Annotated in this window: 10 protein-coding genes; 4 read left to right on the forward strand and 6 right to left on the reverse strand. The window is 33.7% G+C overall.

Annotated features, from left to right (window positions below; translation table 11 throughout):
* Positions 1-11: 11 nt before the first annotated feature.
* The 6 genes from B3C18_RS19090 to bglX all read right to left on the reverse strand — a co-directional run bounded on the left by B3C18_RS19090 (position 12) and on the right by bglX (position 15,005).
* Positions 12-1,403 (reverse strand): endo-1,4-beta-xylanase, encoded by a 1,392-nt coding sequence (locus tag B3C18_RS19090; RefSeq protein ID WP_291150278.1) that lies wholly within the window; start codon positions 1,401-1,403, stop codon positions 12-14.
* Positions 1,404-1,759: 356 nt separating this feature from the next.
* Positions 1,760-2,863 carry a hypothetical protein gene (locus B3C18_RS19095; protein WP_291150280.1) on the reverse strand — a complete coding sequence of 368 codons (1,104 nt, stop codon included), beginning with the start codon at positions 2,861-2,863 and terminating at the stop codon, positions 1,760-1,762.
* Positions 2,864-2,869: 6 nt separating this feature from the next.
* The gene (locus B3C18_RS19100; RefSeq protein ID WP_291150283.1) at positions 2,870-4,393 is read right to left on the reverse strand and encodes a RagB/SusD family nutrient uptake outer membrane protein; all 1,524 of its coding nucleotides are present in this window, start codon (positions 4,391-4,393) and stop codon (positions 2,870-2,872) included.
* 60 nt (positions 4,394-4,453) lie between these two features.
* Positions 4,454-7,558, reverse strand: a complete 3,105-nt coding sequence (locus B3C18_RS19105) for a SusC/RagA family TonB-linked outer membrane protein (RefSeq protein WP_291150286.1) — start codon at positions 7,556-7,558, stop codon at positions 4,454-4,456.
* A gap of 622 nt (positions 7,559-8,180) precedes the next feature.
* Positions 8,181-12,332: a hybrid sensor histidine kinase/response regulator transcription factor gene (locus B3C18_RS19110; protein ID WP_291150289.1), complete on the reverse strand. Its 4,152-nt coding sequence runs from the start codon at positions 12,330-12,332 to the stop codon at positions 8,181-8,183.
* Positions 12,333-12,725: 393 nt separating this feature from the next.
* Positions 12,726-15,005 carry a beta-glucosidase BglX gene (bglX, locus tag B3C18_RS19115; protein WP_291150331.1) on the reverse strand — a complete coding sequence of 760 codons (2,280 nt, stop codon included), beginning with the start codon at positions 15,003-15,005 and terminating at the stop codon, positions 12,726-12,728.
* Positions 15,006-15,848: 843 nt separating this feature from the next.
* Here bglX and B3C18_RS19120 point away from each other — a divergent pair.
* The 4 genes from B3C18_RS19120 to B3C18_RS19135 all read left to right on the forward strand — a co-directional run bounded on the left by B3C18_RS19120 (position 15,849) and on the right by B3C18_RS19135 (position 26,189).
* Positions 15,849-17,579 carry a glycoside hydrolase family 43 protein gene (locus B3C18_RS19120; RefSeq protein ID WP_414655357.1) on the forward strand — a complete coding sequence of 577 codons (1,731 nt, stop codon included), beginning with the start codon at positions 15,849-15,851 and terminating at the stop codon, positions 17,577-17,579.
* A gap of 44 nt (positions 17,580-17,623) precedes the next feature.
* Positions 17,624-19,312, forward strand: a complete 1,689-nt coding sequence (locus B3C18_RS19125) for a sialate O-acetylesterase (RefSeq protein WP_291150293.1) — start codon at positions 17,624-17,626, stop codon at positions 19,310-19,312.
* A 47-nt stretch (positions 19,313-19,359) separates the two neighbouring features.
* Positions 19,360-21,954, forward strand: coding sequence for a xylan 1,4-beta-xylosidase (gene xyl3A / locus B3C18_RS19130; RefSeq protein ID WP_291150298.1), 2,595 nt, complete (start codon positions 19,360-19,362; stop codon positions 21,952-21,954).
* A gap of 104 nt (positions 21,955-22,058) precedes the next feature.
* Entirely contained in the window at positions 22,059-26,189 is a 4,131-nt protein-coding gene (locus B3C18_RS19135) for a hybrid sensor histidine kinase/response regulator transcription factor (RefSeq protein WP_291150301.1), read from the forward strand.
* Positions 26,190-26,397: the final 208 nt, after the last annotated feature.

Raw genomic sequence — 26,397 nt, forward strand, 5'->3', positions numbered from 1 at the left:
TAAAAAAAGATTTAATCTAAACCTTCAAGGAATCCAGTGTGTGAACTTTTGATTGCAAAATTAGAATCGTACAATAAAGGCCAGTCATTTCCTGGATGATTCAGTTCAGCGTTAAACGGAATCCACGATTCATTGTCTTTCATTCCCCAAATAGTTAAGGCATATTTATTTGCTGCCGGAAGCGCATTATAAATTTTCACCATTTCTTTATATTTCTCTTTTTGAGCTAATCTTCTTTCGTTTGTAAAACTAGAAATATCATTAGCTTGATTTACTTGAATATCTAATTCAGAAACGTGGATTTTCAAACCTTTTGCAACAGCTTTGTTAAGATCAGTTTCTATTTGAGCTTTTGTTGGGCTTAAATACGTATTGTGCATTTGGAAACCAACACCATCAATCACATTAGCTGTTTTTAAATCATCGACAATGCTAAAAACTTTATTTTGTTTTGCAGTATTAGCTGAGGTTGCATAATCATTATAGAATAATAATAAAGATGTATCACCAGCTGCAGTTGCAGCTTCTCTTGCCCATTGAAAACAGTCTTTTACATAATTAGGTCCCATTTTTTGTAGAAAAATAGTATTTCTCATAGTACCGCCATTATCGTCTACAGCTTCGTTAACCACATCCCATGATTTTACTTTTCCTGAATAATGTGTAACCACATCCGTAATGTATTTTTTTACTTCTGCAGCAAATTCAGCATCCGTACCAGAAAAATCTTTTAACCATTGCGGTACCGAATTATGCCAAACTAAAGCATGTCCGTGAACATTGATATTATTAGCATTTCCGTACGCTACAATTTTATCGGCAACAGTCCAGTTGTAAACACCGCTTGCCGTCGAAATTTGATCCATTTTCATTTCGTATTCCGCAGAAATACTGCTGAATTCATTTCTCAAAATAATATCATAAGGACTTCCATTCGTTAATTGTGAAGCTTTTATGGCCATACCAACAAAAAACGGATTGGCTAATTTATTTGCTTTTACTTTTAAGAAAGTAGGATCTTCAGGAATACCGCTTGAACCTGTCGTTACAACACTAATTACATTTGAATAACCTGAAATTTCTGTTTCATTTTTAGCTCTTACACGGTAATAATATTGAGTTCCTCCGGTTAAACCAACTACAATTTCGTTTAAATCAGTAACTTCTTTTGCATTGTAATTTGGGACAAAACTGACAAAATTTTCGGTGGTTGAAACGTCTAAAAGATAGCTTTTTGAATAGGAAACATAATTCCATTTTGCTTTAAAACCATTATCATTTACATCTTTTGGAGCGTTTGCAACTGGCGTTTCTAAAGTTTCAGCAACTTCATTGTCGTCTTTTGAGCAGGCATTTAAAAAGAAGACGACACTGGTCAGCATTAGTAAAAATTTAATTTTCATACTGTTTTTTATTATAGAATATTCTTTGTTGTTAAGATGAATACTCTGATTTATAGTTTCTGTTTTTTATTATATAACACGTTGGGTGTAATTACTTTGTTCGTTTTGCCAGGATCATAAAAAAAATTAAACACATAGGAACATAGATTCCGAAGCCTTAAAAAAGGCGTTTCACTTATTTAAAACAAACATAGAGTGCTATGTGTTAGAAACATGTTTCTTTTTATACTCTTTTTTAAGAAATAAAATCTATGTTTCTATGTGTTAAAATAATTATACCCAACGAGGTTATATAGTTTACTTTTAAAAGAGGCTGTTTCAAATACAGCCTCTTTTTTTAGTTAAAGACCAATCAATTATTGGTAACGAATTTTAATATTATCAAATTTAATAGCACTTGGATTAGGCGAATCTCCCTGAGCAACTCCAACCTTAATTTCATTAATTTTAGAAACATTAAGTGCAGCAGCGGTGTTTGAACCAAAACCGTAATTATCTTTAAAATCAGCTATTGATATGGTTTTGGTTGTCCAGTTTACATCGGTTACTTTAAAATTATAACCATAGTTTACACCGTCGATAGTATTTAACTGAATGGCAAAATTTGCTCCAACAACATTTGCACTTACATCAATATCAATATAAGCTTTTGTTGCATCTGTATTTGATGTACTTAAGAAACTAGATCCACCGCCGGCGCTGCTTCCGTTATAACCATTTGCATTTGAACCGCCCCAAACTAATGTGGTGTAATTTCCTGTTGGCCCGCCCGGAGTACTCGCATTAAAACTCTCGATATCACCGTAAGAAGTCCATTCGGTTCTTACGCCATTTCCGTCAAAATCAGATACCAAAACGATTGTAGCAAAATTTATTACTTGTTTGGCAGCTCCTCCCGGTGTAGTAACCACAAGTTCCGATCCTGAAACGGCATTGGCAGGTAAACCAATAATAACAGAAGAAGACGATTTTACCGTATAACTCAACGCTTTTCCTCCTAAGGTTATCGATGAAATATTATAAAACCAAGTTCCTTCAATTTCTAACGGAAATCCCGGAGTAGCAACAGCCGGAATTGTTTTTGTAATGGTTGGAACTGGCTGTAAAATTTCAATCTCTTTAGTTAGAGACCCCGTTCCAGTTATAAATGTAATGGGTTGTTTTCCAAATCGGCTTCCTAGTTTTTCATCAAAAGGAATAGTGAAAATAAACGATTTATCTGAATTGTAGTTTGGATTGAAACTAATGTCAATTTTATTATCCAGCGTAATCTTTTTTAATCCTTCTAAACCTTTGCCTTCAACTCTCACTTTGTTTAATGGAAAAGCCTGATTAAGTAAATCTCCCGGTTCTGCAACCATTGCATCTACGTTTGCAGTAACCGTATCGTCATTATCGCAAGCTGTAAAAGCAGTCAATGCGAAAAGAATTAGAATTGTATATTTTATTTTATTGATCATAATAAGTTAGTTAAAGTTAAAAGGAACTGGAGGTTCTAATAATGATGGGTTAGTATCAATAGCAGACTGCGGCAACGGTAGTTCAAAATAGTTGCTTCCCGGAGTTATCTTTCTCGAAATCAACTCTGTTCTCGCATCATCAGAATAAAAACCAACTTCTTGCTGCGAAATGATTGCTGTTGCTTCAGAAAGTCCACGACGTTTTAAATCGAAGAAATATTGTCCTTCAAGCGCAAATTCAATTCTTCTTTCATTAAAAAGTTCGTCTCTTGTCAATACTGTTTTAGCTGGTAATCCGGCTCTTGCTCTTACTTCATTAAAAGAACTTAAAGCAGATGCAGAAGTAGTTGAACCTGCTCCGGCTAAAATAGCTTCAGAATTCATTAATAAAATATCAGAATATCTTAATATGATGGTATTTTGAGAAGTTCTCATAAAAAACACATCGTTTCTTTCGGCTGCAGAACCTACAATGTATTTTCTGAAATTAGCCGCTGTAGAAGAGTATATTTTTTTATACGTAAAACCACCTTGATTTTTTAATAATTCAGGGTAAAAATCACCATCTGTCATGATCGTGCTTTTCTTTCTCGTGTCTTTTGGTTCGAATCCATTTTGTAGAGAAATAGAAGGAAGATAAACTCCCCATCCGTCACCACCGCCTGTAATTCCTGTACCGCCCGGAACAATATACGCCTGATTGGTATTTTGTGTTCCCCATTCTGTAGCAATCGCTTTCCACTGTAAAGCGAACATACTTTCGGCACTATTATTATTCTCCGGACTGCTGAACAAGTTTCCGTACTCCTGAATTAAAATATATTGGTTACCCATAATTTTTTGGGTTAAAGCGGCACATTCCCCATATTCATTTAAAGTCAAATGTACTTTAGCCAAAATACCCATAGCAGCATATTTCGTAACGTATCCCTTTTTTGCTCCTCTTTCAGGTAAATTTGCGACAGCATATTCTAAATCCTGTTTGATGAATTTATAAACATCAGCAACAAGATTTCTTTTTGGCTGTGCTGCAGAACCTGCTTTATTGATAATTGGCACCGCTCTAAAAGTTCTTACCAAATAGAAATAAGCATTTGCTCTCATGAATCGCGATATTGCAATTGCATTTTTATAAGATGCTTCCGGCAGTTCGCTTTTTCTGTCTTCGACTAAACTCATTAAATTATTCGATTGATCGATAACCGAAAACAACGAAACATATCCTTCTGTCAAAATTGGGTTTTGTGACGTTACCTGTGCATCTTTAAACTGCGCATAAGCACCGTCAAATGTAAAAGCGTTTCCGGCGTACATATCTCCAACGGCAATCAGGAATTTATCATTAAAAGTAAACCATGGTTTAAAATATAAACTCTCAGCGATTCCGTCAAAAGCGGTAACTCCTTCGGGTAAATCGGCTGGGGTTAATTGATTTTCAGATGGAGCATCCAAAAAGTCATCTGAACAAGAAAATAAAGACAGCAATGGTATCAGCATTCCCATCATAAAAAGTTTAAAAAGTTTTTTCATAACTATATTTTTATGTTAATGAGTATGAATCATTAAGTTAAATGTGTTTTTTTATCAATCTTAGAATTCTAAATTCACTCCAACAGAAGTTGTTCTTGGCACAGGATAACGTCCTAAATCAATTCCGCTTAAGGTTATATTCTGATCTAAATTTCCAAGAGCTGGGTCAAAGCCGGTATATTTTGTAAACGTGTATAAATTTTGAACGTTTACATACAATCTTACTTTAGAGATAAAAGAGTTGTCGAATATTTTGTTTGGTAAATCGTAGCTTAATGAAACATTCTGAATTCTTAAATAAGAACCATCTTCCACAAATCGATTCGAAATTCTTCCGTTACCATTTGGGTCATTAAGCGTAATTCTTGGTACATCGGTATTTTCGTTTACGCCCGGTTCAAAAGCGCGCATGGCCTGAGTGCTTACGTTTCCGAATCTATCGCCAAATCCCGGATAAATTCCATCTGTGTAATGACGCGTAAAGTTGTAAATCTGATTACCCTGACTTCCGGTTAAAACAACAGATAAACTAAGGTTTTTGTATTTAAAGTTATTGGTAAAAGCATAAGTAAAATCAGGAATTGCACTTCCTATGGCTGTTTGATCTTTACTGTCAATTTTTCCATCGCCGTTAAGATCCTTAAAACGAATATCTCCAATTCCAGTTCCTGTTTCCTGAACTGGCCCCGCAGCTAATTCTGTAGCATTTTTAAACAAACCATCCGTTACATATCCGTAAAATTGTCCAACTGGTTCACCTTCTGTAGTTCTGGTAACGGTATATAAATCAAATTGTACTTTTCCCAATAATGATTTTCCTTCGCCTTGAAAACTTGTTAATTCGTTGTTGTATTTTGAAAAGATAATCGTGCTGTCCCAACTGAAATTTTCTGTTGAAATATTTCTTGTATTCAGCGTAAGCTCAATTCCTTTTGTTACAATTTCACCCGTATTCAGGTAATAATTAAGTGCACTTTGGTTTGATTCATCATTGATTTGTTTCGTTAAGAAATCAGATGAATTTTTAATATAATAATCAAAATCTAATTTTACTCTGTTGTTCAGCATTGCCAATTCGAAACCAGCATTGAATGATTTAAGAGATTCCCATTTAATATCAGGATTTCCTAAATTGTCAATTGTTGGCGAAACGCCTCCAAAAGGAGAAGAAAGCAATGTTAGAATAGTTTGGTATCTGTTTGCCGGAATATTTTGATTTCCTACTAAACCGTAACCTGCTCTAAATTTTAAGTAATTGATACTGTTTGATAAAGGTTCAAAGAACTTTTCGTTACTAACTGTCCATCCTCCAGAAAAAGAAGGAAAATAACCCCATTTATTATTTGGACCAAAGTTTGACGAAGCATCTGCTCTTAAAGAAGCAGAGAAAGAATATCTGTCTGAAAAGCTGTAGTTCAATCTCGAAATATAAGATGACATAGACCATCTTCCAGAACCATTTCCGTTTAATGCCGTATCAATATCACCAATGTTTAAGTTGGTAAAATCTTTGTTTAAAAACTCTCCGGTTCTGTAACCGCTGATGTATTCATATCGACTTTCCTGTGCTTCCTGACCTAATAAGAAAGTAAAGTTATGTTTGTCGTTTATGGTTTTATTATACGTTAAATAATTTTTGATGTTCCAGTAATAACTTTGATCCTGTTGTTTGAATGATTTATTTAAAAGTTCAGACACATTTCCTAAAGTATACTTTGGGGCAAAAGTGGCACTTTTTGAAAAGTTTAAATCGTATCCTAACTCTGTTCTAAAAACCAAACCTTTGATCAGCGTAAAATCTGCAAATAAATTACCGTTGATTTTAAATCTTTCTGTAGTTGAATTGTTGTATTCAGATAGAGCGATTGGATTAGTTGCCTCATTTGCCGAAGATCCTAAACCTGTTGTTGGTCCTGCATAAGAACCATCCGGAGTTCTAACCGGTAATTCTGGAGATTGTCTTAAAGCGTTCATTACTAATCCGCCTCGATCATCATTTCTCACTACTTGCTGAGATGATTTACTTACAGATAAGCTGTTACCAATTTTCAACCATGATTTTACATTAGAATCAACATTTAAGCGCATTGATAATCTGTTGAAATCTGAATTTAAAACAATTCCTTCCTGATCAAAATAATTCAAAGAAGTATAAAAACGTGTTCCTTCTTTTTCTCCAGAGAATGAAAGCTGATGATTGTACATGGTAGCCGTTCTAAAAAGTTCGTCCTGCCAGTTGGTTCCGTTTCCTAATAAATCTGGTTTTTGATATTGATAGGGAACAGGCTCGCCGTTTAATTTGTAAATTTTTGCCTGATATTTTGCGTATTGAGGCAAGTTTAAAACATCAACCGTATTGGTTATTTCCTGAGTTCCTAAATAGGTTTCGTAGGCAAATTTTGATTTTCCTTTTTTTCCTTTTTTAGTTGTAATCAAAACGACACCGTTTGCACCATTTGCACCATAAATTGCCGTTGCCGATGCATCTTTTAAGATGTCAATAGTTTCAATATCAGAAATATTCAAACCAGACAAAGCCGAGTTTTTAGTTTGTCCGTTTCCACCGCCCAATGCGCTGAATGAGAATGTTTCGTTGTTTTTATCTGCAAAAACCGGAGTTCCGTCAATAACATACAAAGGTTCATTTCCGTTAATAGAAGTAATTCCTCTAATTTGTACCGAAATTCCTCCACCCGGCGTTCCTGAATTTTGAGTAACGTTTACACCCGCAGCTTTACCCACAAGCGCCTGATCGATAGAGACAAAAGGTTTGTCCTGAATTTCAGAAGCTTTGATCGAAGAAACTGCTCCATTGATATCTTTTCTTTTGGAAGTTCCGTACCCAATTACGACTACTTCATTTAATTTCTCCAGATCGTTTACCATCGTGATCTGCATAATTGCTTTTGTATCTGCCGGAATTGACAAATTTTTATATCCTACATAACTAAAAAGCAGCAACGCTTTTGGTTCTACATTGTTTAAAACGAAGCTTCCATCAAAATCGGTAACGGTTCCGTTTTTTGTTCCTTGTACTATTACACTAACACCCGGAAGGTTGGCTCCGCCAGATGTTACTTTACCTTTAACAGTTTGTGCGTAGAAAAAATTTCCCCACATACATACTATTAAGCACAATAGTTTTTTTAATGTTCTTTTCTGCATAAAATTTGGTTGTTAGTTTAATTGAAATAATTAGTTAATCGTTAAGTTTTTGAAAAACATTTAAAATTTTGATCTTCTGCTGGTTGATTGTTTTGAGTTTTGGCAAGAAGATTTTTTTCTTAAATATTTCTTAACGAAAGTATATTGTAGAGGTGTTGTATTGTAGAACAGATGTTGCATATTGTGCAACAAATGATGCAAAAAAAAGATCTGAACCCTTATTATAAGCCAAATAAGCGCATTGAGCAGAAAAACAAGTGCTGAGGTATTGCTAAAATTTTCACTTAAAAAATATTGTTTGTTTAAAAAAGAACAAGAATATTTTTGATATGTTGATTTTTATTGGAAGTCAAAAGCTGTAGTTTTTGAAAAAATTGACTGATAAAAAAAGAGCTTCAGTTTTAAACCGAAGCTCTTTACTAATTAATTATTACCCGTTGGGTGAAATTCATATATGTTTTTATTCAACACATAGAGACATAGATTTTTTTACTAAGAAAGAACTTAAAAAGAAACTCGTTTCTAAAACATAGTCAACTATGTTTGTTTAAACAAGTGAAACGCCTTTTTTAAGCATTCTAAATCTATGTTCCTATGTGTTTAAATGTTGCGTTTGTATAGTTTATTCTTTTGTCTTTTTTTCCTGATTGGGTAAATGGCCGTATTTAACTTTATAACATTTAGCAAAATAGGAGGGAGAAGTAAAGCCAACTTTATAGCTTATTTCATTAATATTATTATTGCCTTGTTCAATAAGCTGTTTTGCTTTTTCCAATCGTACATTTCGAATAAATTCGTTAACAGAAACACCTGTTAAAGTTTTTATTTTTCGATACAGCTGACTTCTGCTCAAATAGATTTTAGAAGATAAAAGTTCTACCGTCAATTCTGGTTCGCTGATATTTTCATTAATAAAATGCAGGATTTTTTGAATGAAATCATTATCCAGCGATGTTGTTTTATCTTTTCCTTGTTTGGTAATGCCACTGTAAAATTTCTTAAACATGATTTGCCTGCTTGTAATAAGCTGCGCCAGACTGGATTTTAAAATATCCAGTTCAAATGGTTTGCTCAAATACATATCGGCACCAGAATCGATTCCTTCTAATCGGTCTTTTACCATTGCTTTTGCCGACAGCATTAATAACGGAATATGACTGGTTTTTAAGTCTCCTTTTATGTTTTTACACAACTGTAATCCGTCCATAACGGGCATAATAACATCTGTAATAATTAAATCCGGTAATTTTTGAACCGCAAGTTCGTAGCCTTTTTTACCATTTTCGGCAGTAATAACTTTGTATGATTTGCTTAGTTCTTCTTTTAAATAATTACGCAATTCAGGATTATCTTCCACAATTAAAACCGTATATGATTTTGACTTTTCTTCTTCAGAATTGTCAATGATTTCGGTTGTAAAATCATCTTCATCTGTTTGATTATTAACAGGCTCAAATAGAAATTGGTTTTTATTTTTTTCTATTTTGAAAACCTCATTAACGATTTCATTTTTCTTATAAAGAGAATTGCCTAAAGGAAATGTTACTTTAAATTTTGTGCCTTCGCCAACTTCGCTTTCCACTTCAATTTTCCCTTTATGCAGTTCAATAAATTGTTTAACGACTTCTAAACCAATTCCGGTGCTGCCATAATAATCTTTATTGACATTATTAACCTGATAAAATCGGTCAAAAATTCTGTTTAAATCTTTTTTGCGAATTCCTGAGCCTGTGTCTGTAATGGTTATGGAGAATGAAGGCACTTTTTCTCCATAAATAATCAAAGCATTTTCAGTTTCAGATGTATCTATCACAATAGTTATCGAGCCATTATCGGGCGTAAATTTAAATGCATTGGAAATAATATTAAAAAGTATTTTTTCGAGCATTTTAGGATCGAGCCAGTCTTCGAGTTCATCTTGTGATGATTCAAAATTTACTTTAATGTTTCGGGCTGCGGCTTCTTCATCAAAATAACCAATAATTCCTTCGGTAAAAGCTACGACTTCAATTTTCTTCGCCTGAAGCGAAATTTTATTGAACTCTAATTTATTAAAATCCATAAGCTCATTAATCAGTCTGGAAAGTCTGTCAGAGCTTTTGTGTACGATTTTTAATTTGTTATGTATTTCGGGAGATATTTTTTTGCTTTTTAAAATGTCTTCCAGCGGATTAATAATCAGCGTTAAAGGCGTTCTGAATTCATGCGAGATATTCGTGAAAAACTGTAATTTTTTATTGTTTAATTTCTCTAACTGAATGGTTTTTTCTTTCTCTAAAATGATAGCCTGTTTCGCTTTAAAACGATTTTGATAGATTTTATTAAGATAGATAATCAGGAAAATTAAAATAGAGGCGTAGATCAAATAAGCCCAAATGGTTTTCCACCACGGAGGAAGAATTTTTATTTTTAATTCTAATTGGTTGTTGCTCCAGGAACCATCTGCGTTTGCCGATTTTACTTTAAAAGTATAATTGCCCGGCGCAAGGTTTGTATAGGTTGCCGTTCTGTTATTTCCCGCATAATTCCAGTCTTTTTCAAAACCTTCGAGATAATAAGCGTATTGATTTTTTTTAGAATAATTGTAGTTAATTCCCACATATTCAATCGTAAAAACCGATTGTGTGTAGTTAAGCGTAATTTCTTTAGTCTGCGAAATTACTTTGGTCAATGGCGAAGCTTCTTCATTTGGTTTTACAGATCGGTTGAATAATTTAAAATCACTGAAATACAATCTCGGGGCTTTTTCGGCTTTTTTAATTTCGTTAGGATTAAAATAATTTACGCCTTCATAACCGCCAAAATACAACTCTCCATTTCCATCTTTAAAGACCGCATTATTATTAAAATCGTTGTCGATAAGACCATCATCTTTATTAAAATTGGTGCTTTTTTTATTTTTAAAATCCAGTTTTGTTAAACCAGATCCGCCGCTTACCCATAAAGAACCGTTATTGTCTGAAATTATGGCACGAACAGATTTTTCTTTAAAACCCGGAAAATCATCATAATTAGAAAATGTCTTATTTTTTTTATTGTAACTAAACAATCCCTGACCGTCAGTTCCTAACCAAATTGTTTTATCGTTAGATTCATAAATGGATAAAATACTTTGAATACTGTTGTGTTTATTGATACCGCTGAACATGGCATCGCGCATTTTGGTGACTTTAAAATTCGATTCGTCTTTTAAATTTACCTGATATAATCCTAAAATTGTTCCAACCCAAAGCACATTATCTGAGTCTACAAAAACCTTGCGGATAAAAGCATTATCTAAAGCATTTTCGGCAAATGGTTTAGAATCGCAATGTACAAATGTGTTGGTTTTATTGTCAAAATAATGAAGCCCTTTTATAAAAGTTCCAATCCAGATTCGGCCTTTTGAATCTTCTGAAAAGGTAAAAATTCGATTCGATTTTAATCCTGTATTTGAAGTATTATAATTTACGAATCGGGTAGTGCCATTTTTTAAAAAGTAAATGCCGCGATCCCAGCTTCCAATCCAGATATTTTGTTTGCTGTCTATAAATATGGTTTGAATATCAATTGCATCTAAACCAGAGTAATAGCCTTGATTATTTTGATTAACGTGAATGTAACTTTTATCGGTAAGATTATAAATATCAAGTCCGCCGCCTTCATTACTGATTAATAAATTTCCCTTTTTATCTTTTATAACAGAAGTTACAAAGCTGGTTTGTAAAGAATTATCATTATTAACAAGTGATTCAAGAGAATTGAATTTGTTATTAGGTTTATCAAAAACACCAAGTCCTTTATTGAAATAGCCTAACCAAAGTCGTTTTTCTTTGTCTTCGTATAACGACCAGACAGAATTAGATTGTAAACTGAAACTATTGTATTTGCTGTGCAGATATTTTTTTAGTACTTGCCCTTTATAATTTACAACCAGTAATCCGTCATTTTCGGTACCGCAAACAATGTAATCCAGACTGCTTTTTACGATCGATAAGATTTTGTTTTTGGTAATGGCGTACTTTTCAAATTGATAATTATCTGTTTCAGGTTTAATTTTTATCAGACCGTTTTCTGTCGTTCCCAGCCAGATATATCCAAATTGATCTACAACAAGACTTTCTATATCGTCCAGTAAAGGTTCTCTTTTAAATTTATCTTTATAAACCTGTTTAACTTTTCCGTTTAAATCAATTTCTAAAAGGCCGTAACTTGTTCCTAAATAAATAATTCCCTGCTTATTTTTTACCGAAGATTTTATTAAAAAATTAGGTTTGTCCAATACTTTCGATTGAACTAAAGTAACTTTTAAAGTCTTGGTATCCAATTTGAATAACCCGAAACCATACGCGCCTAAGAATAAATTACCGTTGTTGTCTTCAATAATTGTTTTTACGGTAATAGGTTCGCTGTAGCCTTTTCGTATTACATCTTCAATATTGATTTTGGTGAAATTATCTAAATCCCTGTTGTACAAACACAAACCTTCATCTGTGCCCACCCAAAGATTATTTTTGGAATCAATAAAAGTGGTATAAATAAAGTTACTGTTTACAGATCCGGGTTTTTTATCATATTTATATCCAAAATAATTTACCCCGTCATATCGGTATAAACCAGCGCCGTTTGTGCCAATCCAGATAAAACCATTATTATCCTGAATGATAGAAGAAACAGCTCTTTTTGAAGTAGTTTCCTGTATGCTTCTAAATTGATAGCTGTCAAATTTACCTTGTGAAAACAGGCAGTTTGTAAGCAAAAAGAAGCATACAAGAATATATTGGATATTTTTCATTTGCATTTTTAATGTGGTTATTGGTCAATTTTAATTGAAAATAAAATTTGCAATTGATTTTATTTTAAGCATATACGAAACAATATTAATAAAACTAAATTGAACCTTTACTTTTTTATAGAAATTTAGCCTGTCACCAAAAAAACCTGAGCCGATTAATAACCTTAAAAAGGTATTATCGTACTCAGGTTATTAGGTTGTTTGCTTAAGAATAAATCCAGATGCTTCGGACAATGGCATTGGTTTAAGCTTTTAAAAAATAAAATTATTGTTAATTAAATCCGTTTTTATCTGCGTCTTTACGAAGTAAATCTGTTTTATCCGCGTCAAAATTAGACGCTGATTTTACTGATTCGCTAAAGCGAAAACGCTGATAAAAACAGATTTTTCTAATTATTTTAGTTCAAATTTAGTCGTAAGTCCTTCATTTGAATTCCAGCCCGCCATAACATTAAACAAGCCCGGTTCTACTAAAAATTTACCATCGTTGTCATAAAAACCTAATTCCTTATCTGTTAAGGTAAAATGAATTGTTTTGGTTTCTCCTTTTTTTAATTCGATAAGTTCAAAACCTTTTAATTCTTTAACAGGTCTAACAATACTCGCAACAGGATCATTTAGGTACAATTGAACAACTTCTTTTCCGTCAAAATTTCCGGTATTGGTAACATCAACAGAAACTTCAATTTTTTCTCCTTTTTGGAAAGAAGGTTTTGCAATTTTTAGATTTTTATAAGCGAAAGAAGTATAACTTAATCCGTAACCAAAAGGATATAAAGGTGTTTTTTCCACATCTGAATAATGCGACCAAAAAACATTTTGATCTTTATCTGTAGGTCTTCCGGTATTGTATAAATTGTAATAAATAGGGCATTGGCCAACATTTCTGGGGAAAGACATTGGCAGTTTTCCGCTTGGATTATAATCTCCGTATAAAACCTGCGCAACAGCATTTCCGGTTTGAGTTCCTAAATGCCAGGCTTCAACAATAGCAGGAATATGCTCTGCTGCCCACGGAATACTCAACGGACGTCCGTTATTTAAGACTAAAACGATATTAGGATTTACTTTGTAAACTTCCTCTAATAATTGCTGTTGATTTCCAGGTAAACTTAATTCAGTTCTGCTTCGTCCTTCGCCGCTTTGAAAACCAATTTCACCTAAAACCATTACGACAACATCGGCATTTTTTGCAGCTGTTTTTGCAGCTTCAAATCCAGAAAAATCAGTCGTATTCAATTTTACTTCGTCTAAAAAAGATTGTTTATTTAGAGCGACATCTGTTCCTTTTTCATAAACCAATGAGTTGTCTTTATATTGCTGCATTCCTTCTAAAACCGATACAGCGGTATTATCATCTGCAGCAATTCTCCAGCTTCCTAACGGACTATTTTTATCATTTGCCAAAGCGCCAATTAAAGCGATTTTAGCGCCTGATTTTTTCAGAGGTAAAAGGTTTTTATCATTCTTTAATAAAACAATCGATTTTTTTGCCATGTCCAGAACGCCGTCATTATTGGCTTTGCTGCCAATGTTTGCTTTTTCACGGTCTTCATCACAATATTTATATGGGTTGTCAAACAAACCTAATTCAAATTTTACACGAAGAATTCTGCGGACAGCATCGTCAATCACACTTTCTTTAACCGATCCATTTTTTACCAGCTTAGCCAATTCTGATACATAAACATTTGATTCCATATCCATATCAGAACCTGCAATGGCTGCTTTTTTAGCGGCATCGGAGGCATTAGCTGCGTAACCGTGAGTAATCATTTCGCCTATAGAAGCCCAGTCAGAAACTACAAAACCTTTAAATCCCCAGGCTCCTTTTAAAATATCTCTTTGTAAAAAGACGTTTCCGGTTGCAGGAACTCCGTTTAGTGTATTAAACGAATTCATAAAAGTGCGGATTCCCGCATCAACAGTTGCTTTAAAAGGTGGTAATACGGTATTATAAAGCTTTGAATTACTCATATCAACGCTGTTGTATTCTCGTCCGGCTTCTACAAAACCATAAGCAGCAAAATGCTTCGCGCAAGCTATAATGGAGTTATTATCGAATTTTTCGCCCTGAAAACCTTTGACTCTTGCCGTAGCAATCTTGCTTCCTAAATATGGATCTTCACCAGCGCCTTCCATTACGCGTCCCCAGCGTGCATCATTGGCTACATCAACATTTGGTGCAAAAGTCCAGTTTAATCCCGAAGCCGAAGCTTCAAGAGCAGCCACGCGAGCCGAATTTTTAATGGCTTCTAAATCCCAGCTTGCAGATTCTGCGAGTGGAATAGGGCTCAGGGTTTTGTAACCGTGAATTACATCAAAACCAAATAGTAACGGAATCCCAAGACGGGTTTCTTCAACGGCGATTTTTTGTACAGCTCTAACTTCTTTAACACCTCGAACAGTCAGCATAGAACCAACCCATCCTTTTTTTATATTGTTGTATTTTTCTTCATTAGATCCAGATTCCGGTTTTGGTCCGGTAACATCCCATGAACCGTTGTATTGGTTCATTTGTCCTACTTTTTCTTCTAATGTCATTTCTTTCATTAAAAGTGTAATGCGGTCTTCAATTGGTTTATTAGCATCCATATGTTTTTTGGTTTGAGCATAACTGTTTCCATAAACGATCAGCACTAAAAATGCATATCTTTTAATTTGTTTTTTCATCATTGTGTTTTTGGTTTTATACTAGATAGTTTGAATACAAGGTTGTAAATGTAGTTTTACAGCACTAATTACAATAGTAGATTTGAAGCATTATATAATAGAAATGTTGTATTTATAGCCTTTACAAGGGATAAAAACAAAAAAAGAATCGCATTTAGCAAAATTGAAAGTGCTTTTATATTTCATGTTTTGATTTGTATAAAGGGAAAAATAATTGCTTTTTAATATTTATAACAACCGATTGTTTTGGCACTTTTTATTGAATCTGTTATTTCTGATGTAATTGCTTCCAGTATTTTAAACGAAACAAATTTCAACTAAATTATGCGAAATAACTTATTTAAAAATATGTTTTTATTTCGTTTTTCTCAAATTAGATCTTTTCAGCGTGTTTTTATTTTTTTATTAAAATTTCTAAAAGATCATTTTATATTTCATAACTAAGCATCTCCAGAGAAATATTTATTTAAGTATAATTTAATTATTTCACTTAAAAATTTAATTAATTATTTTTTTAAAGCTTATTTTTTAAATATCATCAACAAAATTAATAAACAACCGATTGTGTTATATTTGTTTTTTGTTATATTTGTTTCAAATACACTTATTGAATAAGTCGATTTCTGACTTCATTTAAATCAATTTTAGGATTAACATTTCATCATAAATCGCTGAAGAGCGGTTATTAAAATTCGGGCATTATTTAAACTTATATAACAAATTTAATTATAGTAATGAGTGTTAATCTTACAGTTACCTTATACTGGTTTTGAGTTTGTTAGTTGAAGCCGGGAGGCATTCTTCCGGCTTTTAATATTTTCTAATAAATAAAGAGTATACAAAATGATTAAAAGGAATATCTTTTTTTTGACAGTAGTACTGTTTTTATGTTTTTTTGAAGGGACGGCTCAAAGCACCAATCCGAAAAAAATGCAGTCTAAAAATACCGCTGTTTTTTCTAATGTTAGTTATGTTGGTGACGATCAGGTTTATAATGACAACCCATTAAAACCAGATGAATTTTATACGCCAATTTTACAAGGCTGTTACCCTGATCCTGCCATTACAAAAAAAGGCGATGATTATTATATGGTCTGTTCTTCATTTGCCATGTTTCCCGGTGTACCCATTTTTCATTCTAAAGATTTAGTAAACTGGACAGATTTGGGCGGTGTTTTAAATAATGTTGCAGAGTTTAATCCGCATAATACGGGAATCAGCGAAGGCGTTTATGCTCCCGGAATTACTTATAATCCGCATAATGATACCTTCTATATGATTGTAACAGCATTTTCCGCCGGACTGGGTAATATTATTGTGAAAACAAAAGATCCTATGAAAGGCTGGGGAAGTCCTATAAAATTAGGTTTTGGCGGTATTGATCCTTCCATATTTTTTGATGATAACGGTAAAGGTTATATCGTTCATAATGATGCGCCCGATAAAGGAAAAGAATTGTACGAAGGGCATCGTGTCATAAAAGTTTGGGAGTATGATCTCAATACAGATAAAGTAATTCCCGGAACCGATAAAATTATTGTAGATGGAGGTGTTGATCTTTCTAAAAAACCGATCTGGATTGAAGCGCCGCATTTGTACAAAAAGAACGGAAAATATTATTTAATGTGTGCCGAAGGCGGAACAGGAGACAATCACAGCGAAGTTATTTTTATAAGTGATACTCCTAAAGGACCTTTTAAACCTTCATCAAATAATCCGATACTTACACAGCGTTATTTTCCAAATGACAGAACTAATAAAGTAGACTGGACAGGCCACGCTGATTTAATTCAGGGACCGAATAATAGATATTACGGTGTTTTTTTAGGCATTCGCCCAAATAATCAAAACAGGGTAAACACCGGAAGAGATACTTTTATACTTCCTGTAGACTGGTCTGGTGATTTTCCTGTTTTTGAAAACGGATTAATTCCCCTGCAGCCAAAATTAAAAATGCCAACGGGAGTTACAAATAAAACAGGAAAAGATGGTTTTTTTCCGAACGGTAATTTCACGTTTACCGAAAATTTCACCTCAAAAAAATTAGATTACAGATGGATTGGATTGCGAGGTCCGCGCGAAAATTTTATTTCACAGAGTAAAAAAGGTTTAGAAATAACGCCCTTTGAAGTAAACATTAAAGAAGTCAAACCAACCTCTGCACTTTTTTACAGACAGCAGCACAACACATTTTCATTTACTGCCACAGTTGATTACAAACCACAATCAGAAAAGGATTTAGCCGGTATTGTCTGCCTTCAGAATGAACGTTCTAATTATGTATTTGGAATCACAAAAAAAGGAAATGATACTTTTATTTTATTAGAAAGAACAGAAAAAGGACAGTCAAAAATTATAGCAAGTTCTAAAATCAAAATAACAAATCCATTGCGTCTGCAGGTAAAAGCAAAAGGAGACCGCTATGAATTTAGTTATGCCCTTAATGGTGTTGATTTTGAAAACTTAGGCGGAGCAGTTTCGGGAGATATTCTTTCAACCAATGTCGCCGGAGGTTTTACCGGAGCATTGATAGGTTTATATGCTACAGCTGCTAATGATGCGCATCCGGAATAATTATTCATTTTTTAAATTTTCAAACCAAAAACAAATTGTAAATAATGAAATCAATAAACAGGTTTTTAAAATTCGTAATTCTTTTTTTAATAGTCCAAAAAGGATATTCTCAAGATTCAGATTTTCATATTTATTTGAGTTTAGGGCAATCCAATATGGAAGGTTATGCTAAAATTGAACCGCAAGATAAAGTGAATGTAAATCCGCGTTTTCAGGTTTTAGCAGCAGTCAATTGCGCTGAAACGGGACGTGAAATGGGAAAATGGTACACAGCAGTTCCGCCTTTGTGCAGATGTACAACCGGACTTACTCCGATAGATTATTTTGGAAGAACGATGGTATCTAATCTTCCTGAGAAAATAAAAGTTGGCGTTATAAATGTTGCTGTTGGAGGCTGTAAAATAGAACTTTTTGATAAAAATAATTTTGAAACGTATGTTGCAGGTTCTCCAGACTGGCTAAAAAACATTGTAAAAGAATACGATGGAAATCCATATGTAAGATTAGTAGCAATGGCAAAAATTGCGCAGCAAAAAGGCGTTATAAAAGGCATTTTATTGCATCAGGGAGAATCAAATACAGGCGATACACTTTGGCCTAAAAAAGTAAAAATTGTATATGATAATTTAATAAAAGACTTAAATCTGGATCCTAAAAAAGTACCGTTACTTTCTGGAGAAACCGTAAACGAAGATCAAAATGGTAAATGCGGCAGTATGAATACGATAATTGCAAAACTGCCTCAGGTTATACCAAACGCCTATGTTATTTCTTCAAAAGGATGTAAAGCTGAACCTGATTTTCTACATTTTAATGCGGATGGTTACAGGGAATTAGGCAGACGTTACGCCGAAAAAATGTTATCGTTATCCGGTTATGCATTATCTAACGGCAAAGAACCTTTTATAGTTCAGGCTCCACTTGGATTTGATGTGGCTGATCCAAATGCAAAACAAGGAAAAATCGAGACCGTAACTTATAAATCTAAAACAGTAGGTTCCGTTAGAAAAGCGACTGTTTATACACCGCCGGGATTCAACAAAAAGAAAAAATATGCTGTTTTATACCTTTTACATGGAATAGGAGGCGATGAAAAAGAATGGCTGAACGGAGGAAATCCGCAGGTTATATTAGATAATCTTTACGCCGAAGGAAAAATTGAACCCATGATTGTCGTGATGCCAAACGGTAGAGCAATGAAAGATGACAGCGCTTCTGGAAATATAATGGACCCGCAAAAAGTAAAAGCTTTCAGCGTTTTTGAACAGGATCTTTTAAATGATTTAATTCCATTTATTGAAAAAAAATATCCGGTTTTAAAAGACAGGGAACACCGTGCCATTGCGGGGTTATCTATGGGAGGCGGGCAATCTTTAAATTTCGGATTAGGAAATTTAGATAAGTTTGCCTGGGTAGGAGCATTTTCGACAGCGCCTAATACGAAGCTGCCGCAAGATTTATTACCTAATCCCGAAGAAGCCAAAAAGAAACTCAAACTACTTTGGATTTCCTGCGGCGATAAAGACTGGCTTATAGAAAACAGTACCCGTACACACGATTATTTATCAAAAAATAATGTGCCTCATATTTATTACATCGAACCGGGAGTACATGATTTTAAAGTCTGGAAAAATGGGTTATATATGTTTTCGCAGTTTTTATTTAAACCTGTCGATCAGTCAAAATTTGCGGACTATACTGTTTTAGGGAATCCGGAAAAGACGAATCCGTAATGCTGTTCGAAAACAAAATAAAAGCTCCAAATCTTTAATCAAAAAACATGAAAAATAATTATCTATTTCTTTTAAGTTTAGTATGCTTTTTCAATTTAAACGCACAGCAATATCCTTATAAAGATCCGTCGCTTAGCTCTAAAAAACGTGCAGAAGATTTAATTTCCCGATTAACGCTCGAAGAAAAAGCGGCATTAATGTGCGATCAAAGCGATGCTATACCAAGATTGGGAATCAAAAAGTTTAACTGGTGGAGTGAAGCCCTGCACGGTTATGCGAATAATGATAATGTTACTGTTTTTCCTGAACCTATAGGTATGGCAGCTTCGTTTGACGATCAATTGGTTTTTCGTGTATTTGACGCCGTTTCTGATGAAGCCCGTGCCAAATACAATCAATGGATTCAAAACGGAAATGAAAATAAACGCTTTTTAAGTCTTTCAGTCTGGACGCCAAATGTCAATATTTTTAGAGACCCACGCTGGGGACGCGGACAGGAAACGTATGGCGAAGATCCTTATCTGACTTCCCGAATGGGAGTTTCGGTTGTAAAAGGACTTCAGGGCCCAGCAGATTCTAAATACCGTAAGCTTTTGGCTTGTGCCAAACATTTTGCCGTTCATTCCGGCCCTGAATGGAGCAGACATGAATTGAATTTGAATAATGTAGATCCTCGTGAATTATATGAAACGTATCTTCCGGCTTTTAAAACTTTGGTGCAGGAAGCCGATGTTCGTCAGGTAATGTGTGCTTATCAGCGTTTAGACGACGAACCTTGCTGCAGCAACACCCGATTGTTACAGCAAATTCTTCGTGATGAATGGGGATTTCAATATCTGGTAGTTTCAGATTGCGGCGCCGTTACAGATTTTTATACCACCCATAAAGTTTCATCAGATGATGTGCATGCCGCATCAAAAGCTGTATTGGCAGGAACTGACGTTGAATGTGTTTGGGATAAATACTCTTTTAAAAAATTATCCGAAGCCGTTGATAAAGATTTAATTAAAGAAGAAGAAATCAATAAAAGTCTGCTTCGTGTTTTAATCGGTCGTTTTGATTTGGGCGAAATGGACGATGACTCGATTGTGCCCTGGACGAAGATTCCGGCAACGGTGCTTAACAGCAAAGAACATCAACAGTTAGCTTTGGAAATGGCTCAAAAATCCATGACGCTTTTACAAAATAAAAACAATATTCTTCCTTTAAACAAAACCATAAATAAAGTGGCCGTTATTGGGCCAAATGCAGATAACGAACCAATGTTGTGGGGAAATTATAACGGAACACCTAATAAAACGATTACGATTAAAAATGGAATTGAAACAAAACTTACTGCAAATAAAGTCCTATACGATAAATCTTGTGATTTAGTCGAAGATAAAGTAACGGATACTTATTTTGATCAATTTTCCTTTGAAGGAAAAAAAGGAATGAAAGCCACTTATTGGAACAATCCTAATAGAGAAGGAAATAGTTTGGTTTCGCAGCAAATTTTAAATCCTATAAAAATGACCACAGCAGGTCAGCATGAATTTGCTTCGGGAGTTAAACTAGAAGGGTTTTCGGCAAAATATGAAACCGAATTTACAGCAAAAGAAACTGAAAATCTTGTTTTTAAAACCGGAGCAACCGGAGCTTTTGAATTATTTGTTGATGGAAAATCGATAGCAAAGTATACCAACTGGCGAACTGTTCCCGCTAAAATCCAATTTCCAGTTGAAGCTGGAAAAAAATATAAAATAGAAATTCTTTTTGCCCAATCAAATGATTGGCAGGCGAATTTAGAATTCGATTTTGGAAAAGAATTTGATATTGATTTCAAAGGTTTAATTCAAAAATTAAAAGGCATTGATACCGTGATTTTTGCAGGCGGACTTTCGACTTTATTAGAAGGAGAAGAAATGCCGGTTTCCTTTCCGGGTTTTAAAGGCGGCGACCGAACCAATATCGAACTTCCTGCTGTACAGAGAAAATGTTTGAAAGAATTGAAAGCAGCTGGTAAAAAAGTAATTTTTGTAAACTGTTCAGGATCTGCGATTGCTTTAACGCCAGAAACAGAAAGCTGTGACGCTATCTTGCAGGCTTGGTATCCGGGAGAATCGGGAGGTCAGGCTGTAGCCGATGTTCTTTTTGGAGATTATAATCCAGCGGGAAAACTGCCCGTTTCGTTTTATAAAAATTCAGATAAATTAGGCGATTTCGAAGATTATTCACTTAAAGGAAGAACGTATCGTTATACCACAGATGTTTTGTTTCCTTTTGGTTTTGGTTTAAGCTATTCTAAATTTGATATTGAAGCAGGAAATTTAAGCAAAAGCAAAATAAAATCTAATGAAGAAACGCAGCTAAATTTTTCAATAAAAAACACCAGTAAACGCGACGGAACAGAGATTGTTCAGGTTTATATTCGAAAATTAAATGATACAGACGGGCCTTTAAAAACATTAAAAGCATTTAAACGAATTGACCTAAAAGGTGGTGAAAAACAAAATGTAACGGTCAATTTACCGGCTTCTTCATTTGAGTTTTATGATGCTAAAACCAAAGCAATGAATATCGCTTCGGGAGAATACGAGGTTTATTATGGCAGCAGTTCTGATGCTAAAGATTTAAAAATGATGAAATTGACTATTAAATAAACTTAATAGTACATTTTAAATTTCTTTATCAAAATAAACAAGTCCCCATATTGTGTTTTATAAAACAATATAAAATTGAACTTTAATTTAATACTCATTTTATAATGTCTTCAAAAAAATGTTTTAGAACCATTGCTATTTTGTTTTTTATAATCAACAGCTTGTTTTCTCAAAATACATTTGAAAACTATCAATTTCGTCTGGTAGATAATGAGACTTCAAAAAGCGGAATTTATACCATTGCACAGGATCAATTTGGCGTTATGTGGATGGGAACAAACGGCGCAGGTTTATATAAATATGATGGAATAAATTATGTAGGTTACGAGCAAGACTCAAAACGCAGCAATTCTATTAACAGCAACTTAATTTATACGGTTTATGTAGATACGCAAAACCGTTTGTGGACAGGCACCGATGAAGGATTGTGTCTTTATAATCGGAATTTAGATACTTTTGAAAATATCGATCTTCGGAAACCAAGCCAAAAAGAAACTGTAATTTCCGTAAGAAGTATTATTGAAGACAATAACGGCAATATCTTTTTAGGAACATTTAATAATGGTCTGCTAAAACTAAATGTGAAGTCAAGGAAAATAACAAGTCTTAAACTCGATACTCCAAATGCCGTAAATTATTTGATCCATTGTTTAGTAAAGGATAATAAAGGAACGATTTATTTAGGAACTAATTCTGGTTTAAAAGTAGTTGACCCAATAAAAAATGAGGTAAAAAAAGTAAAAATTGCCCAAAATAATGAATTGCTGTCAGGTACAATTATATCTATGTTTTTTGACAGTAAACAAAATTTATGGATTGGTAACGGATACAAAGGTCTGGTTAAAGTCAATTTGTATTCTAAAGAAAAACAAGCAGTTACTTTTCCTATTACTAGAAAAAGAATCATGTCGATTTTGGCGGCAGATCCTGAAACTATTCTTTGTGCAACAGAAAATGACGGTTTAATTGTTGTAAACAGTGAAGGTGTTGTTCAAAAAAGATATGAAAATAGTAAATACAATAATCGCAGTTTAGGTTCTAATTCTGTCTGGTCGTTATATGTAGACAAAGAAAAAAGAATCTGGCTGGGATATTATAATAAGGGTTTAGGTGTTTTTGACCGAATAAATACGAAGGTAAAAGGAATTGAAAGTTTAGCCGGAAATCCGCAGTCCTTACAAACCAATTGTGTTACCGGAATTGCCAAAGATCAGGAAGGCCAGTTGTGGATTTCTATGGAAGGCGGCGGTGTTGATGTTTACAATCCCGAAACCAAAAACTTTAAACATATTACCAAATCAGATTCTCATTTTTATTCGGGATTAACAAATAATAATATTACCAAAGTTTTTATAGATAAAAAACAAAATGTCTGGCTGGCAAGCTGGAATGAGGGAATCTTTTTTTTGAAGAAAGGAAGCCGAAACTTTATTAATTACAACACAAAAAATACTCCAGATCTTGCCTCAGACAATATTATGAGTATTACCGAAGATTCGAGAGGTGTAATATGGATTGGAACTTTTGCAAAAGGATTACACTATTATACTCCGTCAGACGGTCGTTTTCATCATTGTAATCAGAAACCATTTTATGCCAATGGGATGGTGAATTTAGACATTAGAAAAGTAATGGTAGATTTTGATGATGCGGTTTGGGTTGGTTCAACAACGGGTTTGTATAAGGTCAGCACGAAGGATTTTGTTACTTTTTCTGTGACTTCTTTACGCGATAAAATGTCTGAAAAGCTTAAAAATCATAAAAGCATACACACTATTAATACGTTATATCAGGCCAAAAACAAAGAAATTTGGATTGGTACTGACGGTGCGGGATTATTCAGCTACAATAAAAAAAACGCCACTTTAAAATGGTATAGAAATTTTAACGGACTTCATGAAAAATCAATATCCTCTATTATAGAATCTAATGACGGTCGAATCTGGATAAGCGGAAAAAAAGGAATCAGCAGACTGGATTTAAAAAGCAAAACCACAGTCAATTATTCTACTTACGACGGTTTGCTCGGAAATGATTTCAACAACAATTCTGTTTTAAAAGATGAAAACGGAATGCTGTATTTTGGCGGTTACGAAGGTTTAAATTGTTTCAATCCTGACAATTTGGTCAAAAGCAAAAAACAGCTTCCTATTTATTTTACGGATTTGAAACTTTTTAATAAATCAGTAAAGCCGCTCGAAAAAAATTCACCGTTAATAAAAGTAATATCCGAAACAAAAAAGATAATTCTTAAACATGATCAGTCTGTATTTACAATTGATTTTATTGGTATAAATTATTCTTTTCCCGCCAAAAATGAATTTGCTTATTACTTAGAAGGTTTTGAAGATTCGTGGAATTATGTGGGGAGTAAAAGCTCTGCAACTTATACCAACTTAGCTCCCGGAAAGTATGTTTTTAAGGTTAAAGCATCTGAAAAAAACGGAGCCTGGAGCCAGAAGCCATTAGAATTAAAAATTGAAATTTTACCTCCGTGGTGGAAAACATCATTTGCATATCTCTTTTATTCGCTGTTAGTATTGGCGGCCATTTATTTCGGAAATCAATATTATCAAAACAGATTCAAACAGAAACAATTAATTCAATTTGAACAGAAAAAAGCGGCTCAGATCGAAAAATTAAATGATAAAAAACTACAGTTCTTTACCAATATTTCGCATGAGTTTCGAACACCGCTTACTTTAATTTTAAATCCTTTAGCAGATATACTCAAGAACAATACGCAGGAACTTTCAGGCGGTGTTTTAAATAAACTGCAGACGATTCAAAAAAGTTCTGACAGACTTTCCAGATTAATCAACGAGCTGATGGATTTTAATCAGCTTCAGTTTAATAAAATGCCGCTCAAAGTACAGCAATTAGAAATTGTGGGTTTTACAAAAGAAATTGTAAGCTATTTTGATGAAGAAGCGCAAAGCCGCGGAATTGAATTGCAATTTGAATCAGATAAAAAAACATTAAACGATTGGGTTGATCCTAAAATGTTCGAGAAAATTATTTTTAATGTGATTTCAAACGCTTTTAAGGTTACTCCGGATAATGGAAAAATAACAGTAAAAGTAATAATTGACGAGGAGTTAATTTATTTTCCATTACTACAGCCTGCTTACAGTAACCCGTCTTTTTCAGTTATTATTAAAGATACGGGCGCGGGATTGGATAAAAAAGATATTAAGCGAATTTTTGATCGTTTTTATCAGGTAAATAATTTAAACAAAGCGTATTACGGCAGCACGGGAATTGGTCTGGAAGTCGTTCGCGGATTTGTAGAATTACATAAAGGAAATATAGAAGTAGAAAGTGTATTAGGAGCCGGAACCACTTTTAAATTAATATTTCCGATGGGGAAAGAATTCTTCAATGAAAATGAAATACTGCAGGAAGAATTTAAAAAAGAGAAAAAACTAAGTTTCACACCAACCATCGAAAAAGAAACCGTTCAATCACCGGATGATCAGGAAAAACAAGATCGTGTTTATACCATTTTGATTGTTGAAGATAATGTAGAACTACGGAATTATTTAAAAAATGAACTTAAAAAAGAGTATAAAGTAATCACGGCAGAAAATGGTCAGATTGGTTTAGAAGCAGCTTTGCAAAAACAGCCCGATTTGATTTTGACCGATGTAATTATGCCTGTTATGAATGGTTTAGAGCTATGCAAAAACATTAAAGCCGATTTAAAAACCAGTCATATTCCGTTAATGATGCTGTCTGCAAAAGCACTAGTCAAAGATAAATTAGAAGGAATAGATTCTGGTGCCGATATGTATTTGAGCAAACCATTTGATATGGATATTTTAAGGTCCAGTTTAGTGCAGCTGCTTAAAAGCAGGCAGATTATGTTTAATAAATTCTATAACGGCATTACTCCAAAGGCAAAAGAAAAAACGACCACACTGGATAATGAATTCATAAAAAATGTCCTGAATTATATTAATGAAAACATCAATGAATATGAATTGAGCGTTGAGGTTTTGGCATCAAAAGTTTTTTTAAGCAGAAGCCAGTTGTACCGAAAAGTTAAAACCTTAACGGGTGTTTCGGTCAATGAATTTATACGAAATGTTCGTTTAGAAAAAGCCAAAGAATTAATAGAGCTGGGCAATGACAATATAACCGAAATTAGTATTAAAACTGGTTTTAGTTCTCCTTCTTATTTTACAAAATGTTATAAAGAAAAATACGGGCAGCTGCCTACGCACAGTAAATAATTTATTCATTTTGGATTCCCCTTAAAGACGGTTTATGCCGTCTTTTTTTTGTTTTAATAATTAAAAATCAAAGCAATAAACAGTAAAAGTCATTTTTAGAAATTATGAAATAATTGTAATTCAAGCCTTTTTTTATTTCATGCTTAAAAAAGGAATAACATAATTATTAAAATCCTATTTCTGTTTTATTCGATAAATCGCTCAAAAA

The sequence above is a fragment of the Flavobacterium sp. UBA7680 genome, assembly GCF_002482975.1.
In the GTDB taxonomy this organism is placed as follows: Bacteria; Bacteroidota; Bacteroidia; order Flavobacteriales; family Flavobacteriaceae; genus Flavobacterium.